Origin of the sequence: Alcanivorax hongdengensis A-11-3, from assembly GCF_000300995.1 — a bacterium.
GTDB lineage: Bacteria > Pseudomonadota > Gammaproteobacteria > Pseudomonadales > Alcanivoracaceae > Alcanivorax > Alcanivorax hongdengensis.
The window spans coordinates 1-17,047 of the sequence record NZ_AMRJ01000010.1; the positions used below are offsets into that span (position 1 = coordinate 1).

A 17,047-nucleotide genomic window follows, 5' to 3' on the forward strand; every position below is an offset into this window, starting at 1 on the left:
AAAGGTGTCTAGCAAACTGGTGGCGATTCACAGAGCAGCCCAGGAAACTATTACACAGCCATTCTTGCAACCATAGCTTGGTCATACGATGGTGGCTTTGAGATAGTTTGCCCGTACCCACTTGCCATCGGCTTAGGTGAGAACTCGAGTTTCGAGAATCTAGCCCCTTTTCCTACACTGTGTAACGCACCCGATCGACGCGATGCATGAATTCGTTGTCGACCAAAATTGGCTGGAACTCGAAATCACTTTCTATTCCTTCACGCCAGAACAGGATCGGATCTGCCAATGCTGACTCGGGCAATTCGCCTCTATGTACCAGCGTAGGAATGATCGATAAATCAATCACCGTCATTTCCTCAAGCGTCAGCCACACATGCACATCCAATGAGCCCACAGCAGCAGGACCTTGCTTAATGATTTCCCTTAGGCTGTCCTTGGTCAGGTTGTAGAGATTGTTGCCCTTGTAGAAGACATTTCCCACTGTGATGTTTAGCCTGACTTCAGGCGGAAAAATATTGGCACAGGTTTCCCACAGCGACTGAGATACGGCATGACATTTATTGACCACATCCTCTTTACGATATTTTGCTAGCACTCCTTTAGAAAGGCTGCGGATAGCTGCCAGAACATCGTTGTAAAGGGGGTCATCGTGGCGACTTTCAAGTTCCGACAACACATCTCTTAGCGTGTCCTCATCCGGCGCTCCCGCCTTATATTCTTCGTTAAACTCCTCCAGGAATCGCAGCGACGCAACAAATTGACTTAGGTAAGACATGAGCACCCCTTGCTCTTATTTTTATGGATTGAAAGGACCGCAACTATGTCACATGACGTCGTCACCAGCCAGGCGCTAATCGGGGGCATCTACAAGATGCGAGGTCTTTCATCGTGCATCAAGGATGTTGAAGGATCTCAGTTGCTAGGTCTTTCTCTGTGCCCTTTATCTTGCCAACTCACCATTAACCCAATGCATACCCGCGCATGCGTATCGATCAATGTCATCAATAATGGCGACTGGCTACACTGGGGGTCTTACCGTTAACCCTGCCTGGAGTCCGCCGTGTCCGTGCCGTTTTCCGCCATCCTGATTGCCAACCGTGGCGAGATTGCCATTCGTATTGCCAATGCCTGTGCGGATCTGGGGGTTCGTTCCGTGGGCGTGTATGCCAAGGATGATCAGGCCGCCCTGCACACCCGTCAGGTGGATGCGGCGGTGGCGCTGCCCGGGCGGGGGGTACCGGCCTATCTGGATGGGGTGCAGCTGATTGCGGTTGCCAGGGAGCAGGGTTGTGAGGCGATTCATCCCGGGTATGGCTTTCTGGCCGAGAATGCGGACTTTGCCGAACAGTGTGCCGAGGCGGGACTGACCCTGATCGGGCCGGGGGCTGCGACGTTGCGGTTGTTTGGCGACAAGGCGGCGGCCCGGGCGTTGGCCGCCCGCTGCCAGGTGCCGCTGGTGCAGGGCACGGCGCAGGCGGTGTCGCTGGAAGAGGCAAAAGCCTTTATGGCGTCACTGGACGGCAGTGGCGTGATGATCAAGGCACTGAGTGGCGGTGGCGGGCGCGGCATGCGCGCGGTCACCGACTCGGCAGAGCTGGAGGCCGCCTATCAACGCTGCCAGTCGGAAGCCCGGGCCGCCTTTGGCAATGCGGCGGTGTATGTGGAGCAGCTGGTCACCGCCGCCCGGCATGTGGAAGTGCAGGTGCTGGGCGATGGTAGCGGCGCGGTGAGTCATCTGTGGGAGCGCGACTGCACCCTGCAGCGCCGCCACCAGAAGCTGGTGGAGTTTGCCCCGGCCCCGGGCCTGGATGCGGCCCTGCGTGATCGCATCATCCACAGTGCCCTGACGCTGGCGGCGGAAGTGAACTACCGGGGTATCGGTACCTTCGAGTTTCTGGTGGAACCGGATCAGGGGCGTTTCTATTTCATGGAGGCCAACCCCCGGGTGCAGGTGGAGCATACCGTCACCGAGCAGGTCACCGGGGTGGATCTGGTGCAGAGCCAGATTCGTCTGGCCGCCGGCGCCAGCCTTGCCGAATTGAATCTGCTGACCCCGCCCGATTGTGAGGGTATGGCCGTGCAGTTGCGCATCAATCTGGAAACCCTCAAGGCTGACGGCAGTACCACTCCGGCGGCAGGAATGCTTGTCGCCTATGAGCCGGCCAGCGGCCCCGGCATTCGCGTGGATGGTTATGGTTATGCCGGTTATGCGGTGAGCCCGGCCTACGATTCCCTGCTGGCCAAACTGATTATCACGGGGGCGGACTATCAGGCGGTGCTGCGCCGTGCCCGTCGCGCCCTGATGCAGACCCGTATCGAGGGTGTGCAAAGCAACCTGCCGCTCTTGCAGGCCCTGCTGGCTAGCGACGCGGTTCAGGCCAACGCCGTCACCACCGGTTACGTGGAAAGCCAGCTGGCCGCCTTGCTGGCGGCCATGCCCGAGCAGACTGACGCCGATTTGCCCACGGCAAAGCCGGTACAACAAGCGGAAAGCCTGGCCACGCCGCCCGGTTGCGAGGCCCTGCGCAGCCCTACCACCGGCGTGCTGGTAGCGCTGCTGGCGCAGCAAGGCGATACCGTACAGGCCGGTCAGGTGGTGGCGGTGCTGGAAGCCATGAAGATGGAGTTCGAGGTGCGCGCCGTCACCGCCGGCCGGGTGCATAGCCTGGTGGCCGGAGAGGGGGATGCCGTCAACGAATCCGCGCCGCTGATGTTTGTGGCGCCGGGTGAGATGGTGGGCGATGCCATCACCACGGAAGAGACCGTGGACCTGGATCATATCCGCAAGGATCTGGCGGAGGTGCTCGATCGCCACCACACCGTCAGTGATGCCGGCCGTCCCCAGGCGGTGGAAAAACGTCATGGCAAAGGCAAGCGTACGGCGCGGGAAAACCTCCATGACCTGCTGGATGGGGACAGCTTTCAGGAATACGGCGCCATGGCCCTGGCGGCCCAGCGCCGCCGACGCAGTGCCGAGGAACTGCAGGCCATGAGCCCGGCGGACGGGCTGATTGGCGGTACCGGCACGGTCAACGCCGCGCAGTTTGGTAACCCGGCGGCGCGGGTCATGGCCATCAGTTATGACTACACCGTGTTCGCCGGCACCCAGGGCGTCATGAACCACAAGAAGACCGACCGGCTGCTACAGCTGGCCGGCCAGTGGCGGTTGCCCTTGGTGCTGTTCGCCGAGGGCGGCGGCGGGCGCCCGGGGGATACCGATTTTGTTGGCGTGGCCGGGCTGGACTGTTCCACCTTTGCGGCCATGGCAACGCTGTCCGGTGAGGTGCCGCTGGTGGGCATTGGCTCCGGCCGCTGCTTTGCCGGTAATGCGGCGCTGCTGGGCTGCTGCGATGTGATCATCGCCACCCGTGATGCCACCATCGGCATGGCGGGCCCGGCCATGATCGAAGGCGGTGGCCTGGGCCGCTTTACCCCGGAACAGGTGGGCCCGGTGGATATGCACGCCGCCACCGGCGTGGCGGATATCGTGGTGGAAGATGAAGCCGAAGCGGTGGCCGTGGCCAAACAGTACCTGTCCTATTTCCAGGGTACGGTCAGTGACTGGCAGGCTGCCGACCAGCGTGAGCTGCGCCACCGCATTCCGGAAAAACGCACCCGCGTGTACGACATTCGCCAACTGATCACCATCCTGGCCGATAGCGGCTCGGTGCTGGAGCTGCGCCGCGGCTTTGCGCCGGGCATGATCACCGCGCTGGTGCGTATCGAAGGTAAACCCTTCGGCCTGATCGCCAACGACCCCCAGTATCTGGGCGGCGCCATCGATGCGGCGGGCGGCGACAAGGCGGCGCGCTTCATGCAGCTGTGCGAGGCCTTCGGGCTGCCCATGGTGTCCCTGTGTGATACCCCCGGCTTCATGGTCGGCCCGGAGGCAGAGAAGCAGGGCACCGTGCGCCATGTGTCACGCATGTTCGTCACCGCCGCCAGCCTGACTATCCCGTTCTTCACCCTGGTGCTGCGCAAGGGTTATGGCCTGGGCGCCCAGGCCATGGCCGCCGGCAGCTTCCATGCGCCGCTGTTCATTGCCGCCTGGCCCAGCGGCGAATTCGGCGCCATGGGGTTGGAAGGCGCCGTGCGCCTGGGCTTTGCCAGGGAGCTGGCGGCCCAGCCCAGCCCGGAACGTCAGCAACGCCTGTTCGACAAGCTGGTGGCCAAGGCCTATCAACAGGGCAAGGCCCTGAACATGGCCAGCTTCCTGGAGATCGACGCGGTGATTGATCCGCAGGAAAGCCGCCGCTGGATACTGCGCGGGCTCAACGCCGCCGGCTTCCAGCCGGGTCGCCACGGCGGGCGCCCGTTCGTGGATACCTGGTAGCCGATCTCCGGCAACGGCTGTGGGCGCAGGCTGACGCCGCCCCGGCCCCGGTGCTTACAGCCTCCCGGCGTTGTTGCTGTCAGGGTGACGGCTCAGGGAGGTGATCATGAAATTCCATCTTGTCGTGCTAACCCTGCTGCTGCCGTTGCTGGCGGTGGCCGGGCCGGCGCCGTCACTGTTGCTGGCGGAACGCTACCAGGACCAGCCACCCTTTTCGCTGGCGGATTACTGGGTCAGCGAAAAACTCGACGGCGTGCGCGCCTACTGGGATGGCTACCGGCTCTGGTCGCGCCAGGGCAATGCCTTCCACCCACCGGCCTGGTTTGTGGCGGATTTCCCCGCCACGCCATTGGACGGCGAACTGTGGATGGGACGAGGCACCTTTGAAAAGGTGTCCGCTGCGGTGCGCCGGCTTCAGCCCGATGACCGGGAGTGGCGAGAGATCCGCTACCGGGTCTTTGACCTGCCCGCCAGCCCGGCGCCATTCGATCAGCGGGTGGCACGCCTGCATGCCCTGCTCGATCACAGTGCCTCGCCCTATGTGTCCATGATCGCCCAGCGCAAGGTGGCGGATCGGGATGCCCTGATGCGCTGGCTGGATCGGGTGGTGGCCGCCGGTGGCGAGGGCCTGATGCTGCACCGCGGCGGCAGCCTCTATCAGGGTGGGCGCAGCGATGATTTGCTCAAGCTGAAAACCTTTGAGGATGCGGAGGCGGTAGTGGTGGGCTACCGGCCCGGCCATGGCAAGTACCGGGGCATGATGGGCGCGCTGGAGGTAAAGACGGAAAAAGGCCGGCGCTTTGCACTGGGCAGTGGTTTCACCGATGACCAGCGGGCCCACCCGCCGGCCATCGGTGCCACCGTCACGTTCAAGTACTACGGCCGCACGGCCTCCGGCCTGCCCCGGTTCGCCAGCTTCCTGCGCGTGCGCAATGACGAACCGGGGCGCTAGACCGGCTACTGCAGGTTGAGCTCGTAGACCGCCTCATTGTTGTCGTTCACTTCGATGAAGCTGGCGTTGCTCGCTTGGCTCTCCACGAAGGTTTTCGCCCGGGCGGTATTGGGCACCCGGAAGACGATGGTCAGGTCGGTGGCGCTGCTGATGGGCGCGAACGACCAGTTGCCGTCGGCGGTGGGGGTGACCGGGCTGTTGTCCTTGATGTAGTTGGCCAGCACGGTACGGTTTTCGTCCGGTGACTGAATCACCACATGGTCGCTGCCGGTGCCCGGGAACACGCCGCTGTTTGCCCGGTAATTGTTGGTGGCAATCAGGAAGGTTTGGCTGTCGGTGACCGCTTTACCCTGGAACTGCAGGTTCACAATGCGGTGGGCATTGCTGTCGATTACCTGACAATCGCGGTCGTAGCGGGCCGGTTGGGTCACATCGATCTGGTAGTCAACGCCGTCAATCACATCGAAGTTGTAGGTGGGGAAGCCGGCGAAGTTGACCAGTTCCTGGGGCGCGCTGGTATCGGTGTCAATCTGGAAAAACTGCGAAGCGGAGCATTCCAGCCACTGGGTCAGCTCGGCACCGGTCACCTTTACCGCCATCAGGGTGTTGGGGTAGAGATAGAGGTCGGCCACGTTCTTCACCTTCAGCTCGCCTTTGGGCACCACGGTAAAGCTGCTTTCGTTGGCACACAGTGCATTGCGGTCACAGGCCTTGAAAGGGGCCGCCGCCGACAGTACCGGCAGATCCTGCAGATTGACGTCTCCCTGGATCTGTTCTTCCACATAGGCTTTCTGGGCATCGCTGACGATCTGGATGGACGGGTCGTCCTTCTCCAGGGCCAGGAAGCTGAAGATGTCATCGGTGGATTCGCCGATGGGCTGGTTCATGTAATCCAGCGTGGATTGGTGATCCCCGGCGACCGCCGCGACCAGCGTCGCGTCTGCGGAGACCGTGGCCTTGCCGTCGGCATAGATCGGCTCCGCCTGAACCTGGCTGCCGGTAATCTGCCACTGGTCATCGGTGCTGTTGTACTGCAGGGTGAAATCGATCACCCCCAGGTGGCTGCCCCAGTAACCGGGCATCACCGCCGGCACGCCCTTGATGGTGCCCTTGTCGATATCCACGTTGGCGGTATCGGCAAAGGTGGCGGACGGAAACACCAGATGGCTGTGGCCGAACATGATGGCATCGATACCGGGCACATCCGCCAGGTACCAACTGCTGTTCTCCGGTTTGTCGGCGGCGGAATAGGCGGCAGTACTGAGGCCGGAATGGGGAATGGCCACGATCAGGTCCGCGCCCCTGGCTTTCATTTCCGGCACGTATTTTTCCGCCACCGTCTTGATGTCCCGGGCCGTGACCTTGCCTTCCAGGTTGCTCTTGTCCCACTGCATGATCTGCGGCGGCGCAAAGCCGATAAAGCCCACGGTCAGGGAATGGCTGACGCCGTTACGGTCACGTACGGATTTGGTGATCAGCTTGTAGGGCGTGAAATAGTGGGCGTCGTTGTCCGGATTGTCATCGCCATCATCCTGATAGATGTTGGCATTGATGTAGGGGAAGTTGGCGTCGTTGACGCTTTCCGCCAGGTAATCCAGGCCATAGTTGAATTCGTGGTTGCCGTAGTTTCCCACGTCGTAGTGCAGGGCATTCATGGCCTTGTAGACCGGGTGAATCTCGCCGGGCTTGAGGCCGGCGGCCTGACGCCAGTCGCCCATGGGACTGCCCTGGATCAGGTCACCGTTGTCTACCAGGTAGCTGTTATCCGGATAGGTCAGTTCGGCGCGGGCCCGGCGGATCAGTGAGGCGGTGCGCACCAGGCCGATTTTGGCGTCGGTCTGGTCGCTGTAGTAGTTGTAATCCATCACATTGGCATGGATGTCGGTGGTTTCCATCAGACGCAGGTCCACCGTGGCGGTGTCGGTATTGTTGCTGTCACCACCGCAGGCGGTGAGCATAATGCTGCCGGCCAGTGACAGGGCAAGCAGGGGAGGCAAAGCGGTCTTCATGGGATTTCCTTGCTGATAATGAAAGATTGGCGGTGACCCGGTCACCGCCGCCAACAGGTTCAGGGGCAGTCGCTGATCACGGTCAGGGCGCTGACCGATTCCACACTCGGGGTGTTCATGTAGAGGTCGCGCACGCCGTCCACTTCCAGGGTCTGGCCGACCATGGCCGGGTTGTTGGCCGGGCTGTATTCGGCGCGCTGGTCGGATTCCAGTTTCACGTACACGCTGGTGCTGTTATTCAGGTCCTGCAGCTCCAGGGCATAGGGGTCGTTGATGCCGCCAATAACCTGGCCGATAACGGTCAGCGGCGTGCCCTGGCTGCTGGCATAGGCATCACTGACGGAAACGGCATTGCTGCTGCAGTTGCTGCCACTACCACCGTTGTTGGCGCCACTGACCAGCTGCATGGCGGACACGGATTCAACGCTGGGCTCGCCCATGTAGTTATCGCGCTGGCCGATGACCTCCAGGGTCTGGCCGATCACCGCCGGGTTGTTCTGCGGGCTGAAGTCATTGCGATACTGGCTTTCCAGTTTTACGTAGAGGGTGGCGCTGCCCTGGCTGTCCTGAATCTCCAGGGCGTATTCGCCATTGATGGCCTGGGTGATGGTGCCCACCACGGTAACGTTGCTGCCGGTGGGCAGGGCCAGGGCATCGCTGACACTGAGCGCATTGCCGCTGCCGCCGTTACCGCTGTTGCCGGGGCCATCTGCGGCGCCGTAGGCGCCATAGTCGAAGGTGCTGGCATCCCAGGGGTTATAGCCGGAAGACGGCGAGCTCCAGGGCTGGCCATTGTCCGGGTCGTCACTTTCTTCACTGGCCAGTGGCGTCGGTGTGGCGATGCCGGCCGGGTGGGCGCTGCTGTTGAAGTGCGTGTAGCTCTCCGGGGTGGCCAGCCAGTCAACCAGATTCAGGCTTAACTGGGCGGCATTGCCGCTGTCGGTCCAGCCCGGGTAGGTGCTTTTGGTCTGGCCGTTGTCTTGGCGCTTGTATTTGGGCGAGGCATCTTCAATCGGGCTGGAGTCGCCGATGAAGGCGGCCTTGCCGGCCCCGGACTTGGCGATGGCCACATAGGGGCCTTCGTTCTGGCCACCGAAATACAGGCCGCTGTCCACCGCATGACTCCAGCGAGCCGGGCTGTCGCTGCCGGAAAAGTACACCAGGCCCTTGGCCCGGGACGGGTCGGTGATGGCCAGGGTGGCGCCGCCGGCCATCAGCACCGGGCCCACACCGCTGGTGATCCCTTCGCCCTGACTGGCGGAGACAATGCCGCTGACCCCGGACAGCCAGTCAATGGCATTGAAGCGGAACCGCAGGCCGAACTGCTGGGCCAGCCAGCCGCCGCTGGCCATGGCGGGATTGCGCAGGTCGCCATAGTCGCCGCCGATGTTGAACTGGCTGGCGGTGGAGCGGTTGTAGCCGTTGTAGACTTCGGTGGCATCCCAGCTGTTCAGGTTGCGGTCGGCATTGTAGTGATCTGCGATGAAATAGATGCCCTTGCCATCCGCGAGGAAGTCTTCCAGCGCCTGTTGCTCCGCCTGGGTGAAGGGGCGGTTGCTCTCCGCCAGCACCAGCACGTCCGCATGGCTGATGCCGGCGTAGGTGATCACCGCTTCATTGGCATTGCTGTTGGCGGTGGTGGGGCTGTGGTAGTCATCCACAAAGGTGATGATGCCATCACTGTTCTTGTCGACGCCGCGATACTCCTGCACGGTATAACCGGCGCTGACCAGGTCATCGGCAAAGTCGGAAAAGCCGCCATCGATCACCCAGTCGGCATTGCCTTCCGTACCGCCGTGGGATACATCGAACAGCACGACCTTGCCGTTGTCGTTGGTGCCCGGCGTTTTCAGCGGCGCGGGGTAATTCCATTGATAAGGAGCGGCGTGGGCCAGCCCCACGGACGTGAACAGGGCACTGGCCAGCAGGCAGCGTTTCAACATGGGTGTTCCCTCTCAGGCGTTGGTGGATGCCCAGAGGGTGCGGGCCTGACAAGCCACACGGATAAAAAATCCGTGATAGTTTGATTAACCTCCGCCAGGTTGGGATGGTGTTGGCAGGCTGGGCGGTTTTTACATCGGCATCATGTTGCGGTCATAACCGTTCGGGCATCGGGGAGTTCGCCGGCCAGCGGTGAGGTCAGGGAGAGAGCATGGGCAAGGCGTCCACGGCGGTGGAGCATTCACAGTTGTCACTGATCGCCGATGGCGAGCAGGCGTTCCGGTTGCGCGCGGCCACCGCGCGGCTGGCGCGGCGCACGCTGGATGTGCAGTACTACATCTGGGATGACGACACCACCGCCAAGCTGCTCACCTATCGTCTGCTGGAGGCGGCCCGCCGGGGCGTGCGGGTACGCATGCTGCTGGACCATGCCAATCAGCTGGGCCGGGATGTGAAGTGGGCGGCGCTCAACAGCCACCCGAATATCGAAGTGCGGCTGTTCAATCCCTTTCGCGGCCGCTACAAGCATTTTCTGCAATGGCTCTACAATGTGCCGCAGCTCAACCACCGCATGCACAACAAGGCCTGGATCATGGATGGCGAGTGCGCCTTGGTGGGCGGACGCAACATTGCCGACCATTACTTCGGCGTTAACGCGGCCACCAACTTTCGCGATCTGGATCTGTATGCCCGCGGCCCGGTGGTCACCGATACCCTGCAGGCGTTCGATGCCTACTGGCACAGTGATCTGGCCGTGCCCCTGAAAACCTACCGCCCACGTACCGAGCAGAGCGCCGAGAATATCTGGCAATGGCTGAGTCAGTGGCGCGATACCCTGCAGGGTTATCCGTACCTGTTTCAGCAGGGTGAGGAGTTCTTTGCCGCCATGCTGGCCGAAGAGAATGCCCGCTCGGTGAGCGCCCCGGCGGTGGTGCTGTTCGATGGCCCGGAAAAGGCCAGTGGAGTACGGCAGACGCTGATGGGTGCACAGCTGGCCGCTTTGCTGGGTCGCCGCCGCCACCGGGAGGTGCTGATCGAAGCCAGCTACTTTATTCCCGGGCAGGATTTCGTCGCCGAACTGGGCCGCCTGCATGCCGATGGCAGCCGGGTGGCGGTGCTCACCAACAGCCTGGCCACCAATGACGTGGTTGCCGCCCACGCCGCCTATGGTCGCTACCGTCGCGCCCTGCTGGCGGCCGGGGTGGAGCTGCACGAACTGCAACCCAATGCCCGCGCCATGCGCCGGCAGAGTCACCTGTTCAAGGGCCGTTCCCGGGCCAGCCTGCATACCAAGGCCATGGTGCTTGATCGCCGCGAAGTGTTTGTCGGTTCGTTCAACATGGACCCGCGTTCTCTGCACCTGAACACGGAAATGGGCTACTACGTGGTGTCCGAGGCATTGGGTGAGCAACTGGCCGCCTTTGTGGAAGAGGGCCTGGCGCCGGATAACAGCTATCGCCTGGAAAAGGGCCGTGGCGGATTGCGTTGGGCCGCCGGTGGCATGCAGGGCAAACCGGTGGTGCTCGATCGTGAGCCGCGGGTGTCGCCGTGGCGACGGCTACTGGCCATGTTGCTGTCGGTTTTGCCCATTGAGCGCCTGCTCTAGGACCGGCATGCTCGACAGTCCCCCCAAACACGCTGGAGAAACCCATGCCTGAGCCGTTCTGTTTTCGTTTTCGCGTACGCTACAACGAGTGTGATGCACAGCAGGTGGTGTTCAATGCCCGCTACGGGGATTACGTGGATATCGCCATGACCGAGTTCATGCGTGCCCTGGGGCGGGACTACAAACAGTTGCTGGCGGCGGGGCTGGATAACCAGGTGGTGAAGCTGACCACCGAGTGGCAATCCCCGGCGCGTTTTGATGACGTGCTGGATGTGTTCGTGTCACTGCAGCAGCTGGGCAATACCTCCTTCACCCTGCAGGCCGATATTCGGCACGCCGATGACGGTTCCCCGGTTGCCCGCTCGCAGGCGGTCTATGTGATGATGACCACCGAGCCGTTCGAGAAAACCCCGGTGCCCGATGACCTGCGTGCCTTGCTGCAGGCCGGGGCGCCGGGGGTGGTGATTGATCAGAGCGGTCGGGGCTAACCTCAATCCATCCAGAGGACGCCTGCGGTGCCCTTATCAGTCGCCGGCCACGTCCAGTACCACCTTGCCCTTGGCGGTACGTGAGGTGAGTGCGGCCAGGGCCTGCTCATAATCCTCGAACTTGAACACCTGGCTGATGCGCGGCTGGATCTTGCCCTGGTTGAACAGCTGCATCAGTTCCATGATGTTCTGCATGTTGGTCTGCGGCTCATGCTGGGTGAAGGCGCCCCAGAACACCCCGACGATGGAGCAGCCTTTCAGCAGCGCCAGGTTGGCGGGGATTTTCGGGATGTCGCCGGCGGCAAAGCCGACAATCAGCAGCCGGCCGTTCCAGGCCATGTTGCGGATGGCGGCTTCGGTGAACTTGTCGCCCACCGGGTCGTAGATCACGTCCACGCCTTTCGGGTAACGCTGCTTGAGGGCGTCTTTCAGGTCGTCTTCGGCGTAGTTGATCAGGTCGTCGGCGCCGGCTTCTTTGGCCACGGCCAGCTTCTCTTCGCTGCTGGCGGCGGCGATCACGGTGGCGCCCATGGCCTTGCCCAGTTCCACCGCGGCCAGGCCCACACCGCCGCTGGCGCCCAGCACCAGCAGGGTTTCGCCGGGCTGGATGTTGGCGCGCTGCTTGAGGGCGTGGTAGCTGGTGCCGTAGACCATGGAGAAGGCGGCGGCGGTGTGGTCATCCATGCCGTCGGGGACCGGAATCAGCTGGGTTTCCGGCACCAGAATTTCTTCGGCAAAGGCGCCGTAGCCGGTCAGGCCCATGACCCGCTGGCCGGGCTTGAAGCGTTGCACGCCGTCGCCCACTTCGAGCACTTCCCCGGCCATTTCGCCGCCCGGTGAAAATGGCATCTGTGGTTTGATCTGGTACTTGCCTTCGATGATCAGGGTGTCCGGAAAGTTGAGGCCGGCGGCCTTGACGCGGACCTTGACCTGGCCCTTGCCCGGTTGCGGGGACGCAATGTCCTCGATGACCAGCTTGTCCGCCGGGCCCAGTTCCTTGCAGAGAATGGCGCGCATGGGTGTCGCTCTCCCGAAAAATATCGTTATAAGGTGCTGACGAAACGCTAACGCCGGGCCGGCAATTAAACAAATGCATGCTGCTCATCCCGTTAGATAAGTTGTATGCATGCATGAAAAGGGGGGATCGGTGCGTCTTGATGTCGCCGTTGGCTGTCGACGCCGTAGGAGTTCGCGTGCAAGCACGCTCCCACGAGGTGCCCAAAATAGCGGAACAGCAAGGAAGGCAGAAAAGGGCGGGCCTGGAGGCCCGCCCGGGGGAGGGATCAGCGGTGGCCGGTGAACTCCACCACCTGCTGGAAGGTGGGCCGGTTCTGCCAGTCGATGGCCGGCACCGAAGACAGGCCGATGGCCCGGTGCTGGATCTGATCCTGGCTCTCGTCCACTTGCCAGCTGTCCATGCTGGCGATGCCGCCGAGCTGGTCGATGGCCTGGTTGAGGCTGTCGGCCAGGGCCTGACGGCAGGTCTGCGCGTCGTCACTGTTGGCACAGCGCAGTGCCCGGTAGGGGTGCTGGCTGGTGCCCAGCGCCTGGTCCAGTACCCGTTGCAGGTAGCCGTAGTCGCCGCTCTGGTAGGCGGAGCCCTGGGCGGACGGTTTGTTGTCGCGGCCCATCAGTGTCAGGTTCTTGCCATCCACATCTTCCATGGCGGTGACCTGGGGCAGCAGGGCGTCGATCATCAGCGGGTACCAGGCATTCATCAGGGCCACGGCGCTTTCGTCGTCGTAGTCACCGGACTGGTCCCGGTCGCGGCGCTGGGCGCCGTCGAGCACCCAGTTCTTGAGCAGGGTCACGGCACTGTCCTGGTCGCCGGTGAGCGGTGCGGTGTCCAGCAGCGCCAGGGCGCTGGGCAGCACTTCCTGGCCGCGCAGGTCCACATGGGCCGCATCGCCCATGGCCTCTACCATGTTGGCGCGGGTCACGCTGCCCTGTTCCACCAGTTTGCGAAGGCGTACCTCCAGCATGTCGTTACGATGCACCGGGCCATAGCTGGCATTGGCGTCGGCGGCCCACCAGTCCCGGGCCGGGCGGTTGTTCCAGCTGGCCAGGTAGCCACGCGGCGGGTTGCTCTCATGGGGATGCGCGTCCTGGCCGATGAAGCCCTGCCAGTCGTACTGACCGTTACCCCAGCTGGGCAGCTCCGGGTCCACGCCGGGGCTGCGTTGCGGGTAGAGTCCGGAGTGGAAGTAGGCGATATCGCGATCATCGATATAGAACCAGTTGAAACTGCCGGTGGTGCTGTTGAAGGTGTCGTAGAAGCTCTGCACGTCATGCGGGTCGTTACGGGTGGCCTGCATGAAGGGCAGGGCGGTATCCAGCTCGGCGAAGTAGGTGCTGCGCTGGCGGGTCAGCGCCACCGGCTGGCCGTTGACGGTGGCGTAGCCGATCACCGGGCCGTACTCCTCGGTGCGAATGGCGCGCCGGTGCACCGCATAGTTCTGGCCGATGCTGGACGGGTCGTCGGTGGGCACCGCCAGGTTCCAGCGCGCCGCCCATTGCTGGTCGATCACGTCGAAGGCCTTGCAACCGCCCTGGTAGAGGTAGCCGCCGGCGCCGGTGCTGTCATCGTCCAGGCTGCACAGGCGCACCACGCGTACATCACTCAAATCGGAGCTGCCGGAGGTGGCGCTCCAGGCGAAGTCCGGGCCATGGCCGATCACCACATAGGGCAGCCCGGTGAAGGTCATGCCGCGGGTATGGATGTCGCCGCCGTTGACTGACATTTCCAGCAGCAGCTGCGGTTCGAAGTACCCGGTCTGCGGGCCGAACACGGCAATCGGCTGGCCGCTGGCGGTGTGCTCCGCGTTGATCAGCAGGGCGTTGGACATGGTCGGCGGGAAGCGGTGACGCAGGCCGGCCAGACCCTTCTCCAGGCTGGCCAGGCGCTGTTCCACCTGCTGGCGCTGGTCCGGGGTCAGTGACGACGCGCCGGGCAGGCGGGGGCTGATGGCCTCGGGTTGCGGTTGCCACAGACGGTCCATGGCGATGCGCAGGGCAGCCCAGTCGCTACGCAGCTGCTGGCCGTCATCGTCCAGGAACGACAGCGACAGCACGCCACTGAGAATATCCTGCACATTGTCCAGCAGGCCGCCGACCACGCCGGTGCCCGGCAGCGCCGGCAGGTTGCCACCGGTTTCCGGGCAGCTGGCCTGGCCGGGCCGGCCGCAGGGCTCGGTGGTCAGGGCTTCGTAGGGCTGGTAGCTGCCGGCATCGAACATCACCGCGCCGGGGAAGCGGCTGCTGAGCTCGCCGGATAGCGGGCACAGGTCATCCGGCAGGCTCGGCGGGGACTGGGTGGCGAACGACAGCGCCGTGGTCACGGTGGAATCCGCGTCGGTGCCGTGGCGCAGGTCGTGCCACAGGTCGCAGGCGGCCTGGTCGCTGCCGGTCTGCTCGCGCAGGGCCTGCAGTAACAGCACGTTCTTCTGCTCGTCACCGCCGCCGCCGGCGAAGATGCCCTGGATCAGAGTGGCGATGGCGACCACATCCTCGATCTTGAACGGCTCCAGCTGCACGCCGAGACCCACGTATTCGATGGGGACCTGCAGCAGGCCCGCCTGGGCGTCGGCCACGTACTTGTTGAGGCCGGCCACATAGTCGGTGGCGTCCTGATAGACCTGGGCGCCGTCGTCACCGAAGCGGCCCACGGTCTCGGCGATCTGCCGGGTCAGGTCCTCTTCCCGGTAGGGGGCGTTCTCGGCGATATCCTTGTCGAAGGAAAAGTCCGCCGGGCCAAGGAACCTGGACAGCTGGCCACGGCCGGCCCGGCGCAACACATCGAGCAGGAACAGGCGGTCGGCGGCGGTGGCATAGCCGGTGCCGAACAGGGCGTCGCGGCGGCTGTCGCCGAAGATGTGCGGCACGCCGAAGTTGTCACGCTTGATGTCCACCTGATAGTTGCCGCTGGTGATGGTGGTTTCGCTTTCCCAGTTGCCGGCATCCGGGCCCAGCAGCGGGGCCGGTTTGAAGTAGTGGGTGAGCTGGTCGTCGGTGAGGCCCGGCTGGCTGTGCGACAGGGCATCGTAGATCGGCAGCTGGTCGTCGAAATGCGGTTCCTTGGTGAGCGCCGGCACCAGGCCGGTTTCCGCCACCAGATCATTGAGCAGGGTATTGATCAGATCGCCCAGGCCGGGGATGTCCTGGGTCAGGTTGCCGAGCCCGCCGCCATCGTCCTGGCCGGGCGGCAGAATATTGAGCACCGGGCCGTAGTCGGCGTAGGGCGCGGTCACCGCCGACGGGCGCGGCGCCGGTTCCGTGGGCGTGACCGGGTCCGGCTGGTTGGGTGTCGGGGTCGGTGTGGAGGCGGCCGGGCTGCTGCCGCCACCGCCGCCGCCGCAGGCGGTCAGCAGGCCGGCGGTGAACAGCGCGGCTGCCAGCCGATTCAGGGAATGACCGGATTTCATGAGTACCCTCCGAGAGTGCATTGTTGTTTTGGGCCCCGGGTCGGATGTGGAAGGCCGGGGCGGACGTAGCGTTTATGTACGTTCGTCCCAGAGTGGCACGGGGCTCCCGTGCGAGGGAGGGCAGGCAACAAAACAGAAAGAAAATACAACGGCGCAACAAAACTGTTGCACTGTGTAATGTTGTGCGGTGAAGGGTTGTGCGGTGAAGAAAGGTTTGACGGGCCTGTTTGGCGCCGCCCCGCAGGAGCGGGCTGGCAAGCAAAGGGGGGAGGGATTCGCGTGCAAGCACGCTCCCACAGGGCGCCGACAGGCCACGGGAAAATTCAGCCTGCCGGGGGCGGGAGCCTCTGCTCCCTAGTCGTGGGTTTCTTCGATGTGGGCCAGCACGTTGGCCAGCCGATCCACCAGGATCTTGTTGATGCTCTTTTCCAGCACGCGGCCCAGCTCGTCGCTGACCACGGCGTCGGCCAGCGGCCGGATGCGGGTGATGAAGTCGGCCAGCTTGGGCACGTCTTCGCCTTCCGGCAGGGCGTCGTCACCGTACTTTTCGTCCACCAGGTGGTGGATGATCATGCCGATGAAACGATCGGCCAGCTTGTCCACTTCCTCGCGCACCAGCGACACATGGGTGAGTACCGCATCCAGTGGCACACCGGCTTCGGTCAGTTCCTTGCCGGCGTTGTAGATCCGCGGGAACGGAATGCGCAGGCGCATGCCTTCGGGAATGATGTAGCCCAGCTTGACGGCCTTGGTCATCACCTCCGGGGTGATGTCGTCGCCGAAGTCGTCGATCAGATCCTGGTAGTCCAGGTAGGAGGGGACGCTGGGGTTTTGCCAGGAGGTGACCGCCACTTCCAGGCCGAGAATATCGTTGAGCTCGCGGCCCTGTTCCCAGGCGCTGAGCAGGTCGCGGATATTGTTGAGCGTGTAACCCCGTTCCAGCAGGGCGCCGATGATCTTCAGGCGTGCCAGATGCACATCGGTGTAGATGCCGGTGCGGCCGCGCTTTTCCGGCGGCGGCAGGATATCGCGGTCCTGGTAGGCACGCACGTTACGCACCGTGGAGCCGGCTTCGCGGGCCAGCTCGTCGATGGTGAATTCCTTGTGCTTGCCGGTGTCGTCCGCGGCGCTTTGGGCGACCGGCTGCGTGTACTTTTTCAAGGTACGCAACAGGGCGGCGGGATTACGTTCGCTGGATTTCATGAGGGCGATGATAGCCCGCTTTCCCGGCGGGTGCTACAGCCCGGAGTATTAGCGGCACACAGGGTGTGCCGCGCGTCACGCTGAGGGGCAG

General features: G+C 63.4%; 10 protein-coding genes. 4 read left to right on the top strand and 6 right to left on the bottom strand.

All coding sequences use genetic code 11. From position 1 onward, the window contains the following. Window positions 1–172 precede the first annotated feature (172 nt). Window positions 173–778 (bottom strand): hypothetical protein, encoded by a 606-nt coding sequence (locus A11A3_RS07820; RefSeq protein WP_008928740.1) that lies wholly within the window; start codon window positions 776–778, stop codon window positions 173–175. Window positions 779–1,063: 285 nt separating this feature from the next. Here A11A3_RS07820 and A11A3_RS07825 point away from each other — a divergent pair, with 285 nt between their 5' ends. Continuing rightward, window positions 1,064–4,336, top strand: coding sequence for a carboxyl transferase domain-containing protein (locus tag A11A3_RS07825; RefSeq protein WP_008928741.1), 3,273 nt, complete (start codon window positions 1,064–1,066; stop codon window positions 4,334–4,336). A gap of 106 nt (window positions 4,337–4,442) precedes the next feature. Further along, window positions 4,443–5,288 (top strand): DNA ligase, encoded by an 846-nt coding sequence (locus tag A11A3_RS07830; RefSeq protein WP_008928742.1) that lies wholly within the window; start codon window positions 4,443–4,445, stop codon window positions 5,286–5,288. Between the two features lie 5 nt (window positions 5,289–5,293). Here the strand turns inward: A11A3_RS07830 and A11A3_RS07835 are convergent, their stop codons facing one another. Together A11A3_RS07835 and A11A3_RS07840 are read right to left on the bottom strand one after the other, a co-directional pair. Next, the gene (locus A11A3_RS07835; protein WP_008928743.1) at window positions 5,294–7,297 is read right to left on the bottom strand and encodes a bifunctional 2',3'-cyclic-nucleotide 2'-phosphodiesterase/3'-nucleotidase; all 2,004 of its coding nucleotides are present in this window, start codon (window positions 7,295–7,297) and stop codon (window positions 5,294–5,296) included. A 59-nt stretch (window positions 7,298–7,356) separates the two neighbouring features. Beyond that, entirely contained in the window at window positions 7,357–9,240 is a 1,884-nt protein-coding gene (locus A11A3_RS07840) for a hypothetical protein (protein ID WP_008928744.1), read from the bottom strand. A gap of 209 nt (window positions 9,241–9,449) precedes the next feature. On the opposite strand from A11A3_RS07840, the gene A11A3_RS07845 reads away from it, so the two are divergent. Next, complete coding sequence (locus A11A3_RS07845) at window positions 9,450–10,844, top strand: phospholipase D family protein (RefSeq protein ID WP_008928745.1); 1,395 nt, start codon at window positions 9,450–9,452, stop codon at window positions 10,842–10,844. A 44-nt stretch (window positions 10,845–10,888) separates the two neighbouring features. Beyond that, window positions 10,889–11,332 (top strand): acyl-CoA thioesterase, encoded by a 444-nt coding sequence (locus A11A3_RS07850; RefSeq protein ID WP_008928746.1) that lies wholly within the window; start codon window positions 10,889–10,891, stop codon window positions 11,330–11,332. 36 nt (window positions 11,333–11,368) lie between these two features. Here the strand turns inward: A11A3_RS07850 and A11A3_RS07855 are convergent, their stop codons facing one another. From A11A3_RS07855 to A11A3_RS07865, 3 genes are all read right to left on the bottom strand, one after another. Further along, window positions 11,369–12,349, bottom strand: coding sequence for an NADPH:quinone oxidoreductase family protein (locus A11A3_RS07855; protein ID WP_008928747.1), 981 nt, complete (start codon window positions 12,347–12,349; stop codon window positions 11,369–11,371). A gap of 266 nt (window positions 12,350–12,615) precedes the next feature. Then, window positions 12,616–15,753 carry a penicillin acylase family protein gene (locus A11A3_RS07860; RefSeq protein ID WP_008928748.1) on the bottom strand — a complete coding sequence of 1,046 codons (3,138 nt, stop codon included), beginning with the start codon at window positions 15,751–15,753 and terminating at the stop codon, window positions 12,616–12,618. Between the two features lie 354 nt (window positions 15,754–16,107). Next, a complete protein-coding gene (locus A11A3_RS07865) occupies window positions 16,108–16,956 on the bottom strand; it encodes a MerR family transcriptional regulator (RefSeq protein WP_008928749.1) in 849 nt (282 codons plus the stop codon). Window positions 16,957–17,047 lie beyond the last annotated feature (91 nt).

Excerpts from the sequence above, each read along its gene's own strand:
- A11A3_RS07820 (WP_008928740.1), bottom strand. The coding sequence starts at position 778 with ATGTCTTACCTAAGTCAATTTGTTGCGTCGCTGCGATTCCTGGAGGAG.
- A11A3_RS07830 (WP_008928742.1), top strand. The coding sequence starts at position 4,443 with ATGAAATTCCATCTTGTCGTGCTAACCCTGCTGCTGCCGTTGCTGGCG.
- A11A3_RS07835 (WP_008928743.1), bottom strand. The coding sequence starts at position 7,297 with ATGAAGACCGCTTTGCCTCCCCTGCTTGCCCTGTCACTGGCCGGCAGC.
- A11A3_RS07840 (WP_008928744.1), bottom strand. The coding sequence starts at position 9,240 with ATGTTGAAACGCTGCCTGCTGGCCAGTGCCCTGTTCACGTCCGTGGGG.
- A11A3_RS07845 (WP_008928745.1), top strand. The coding sequence starts at position 9,450 with ATGGGCAAGGCGTCCACGGCGGTGGAGCATTCACAGTTGTCACTGATC.
- A11A3_RS07850 (WP_008928746.1), top strand. The coding sequence starts at position 10,889 with ATGCCTGAGCCGTTCTGTTTTCGTTTTCGCGTACGCTACAACGAGTGT.
- A11A3_RS07855 (WP_008928747.1), bottom strand. The coding sequence starts at position 12,349 with ATGCGCGCCATTCTCTGCAAGGAACTGGGCCCGGCGGACAAGCTGGTC.
- A11A3_RS07860 (WP_008928748.1), bottom strand. The coding sequence starts at position 15,753 with ATGAAATCCGGTCATTCCCTGAATCGGCTGGCAGCCGCGCTGTTCACC.
- A11A3_RS07865 (WP_008928749.1), bottom strand. The coding sequence starts at position 16,956 with ATGAAATCCAGCGAACGTAATCCCGCCGCCCTGTTGCGTACCTTGAAA.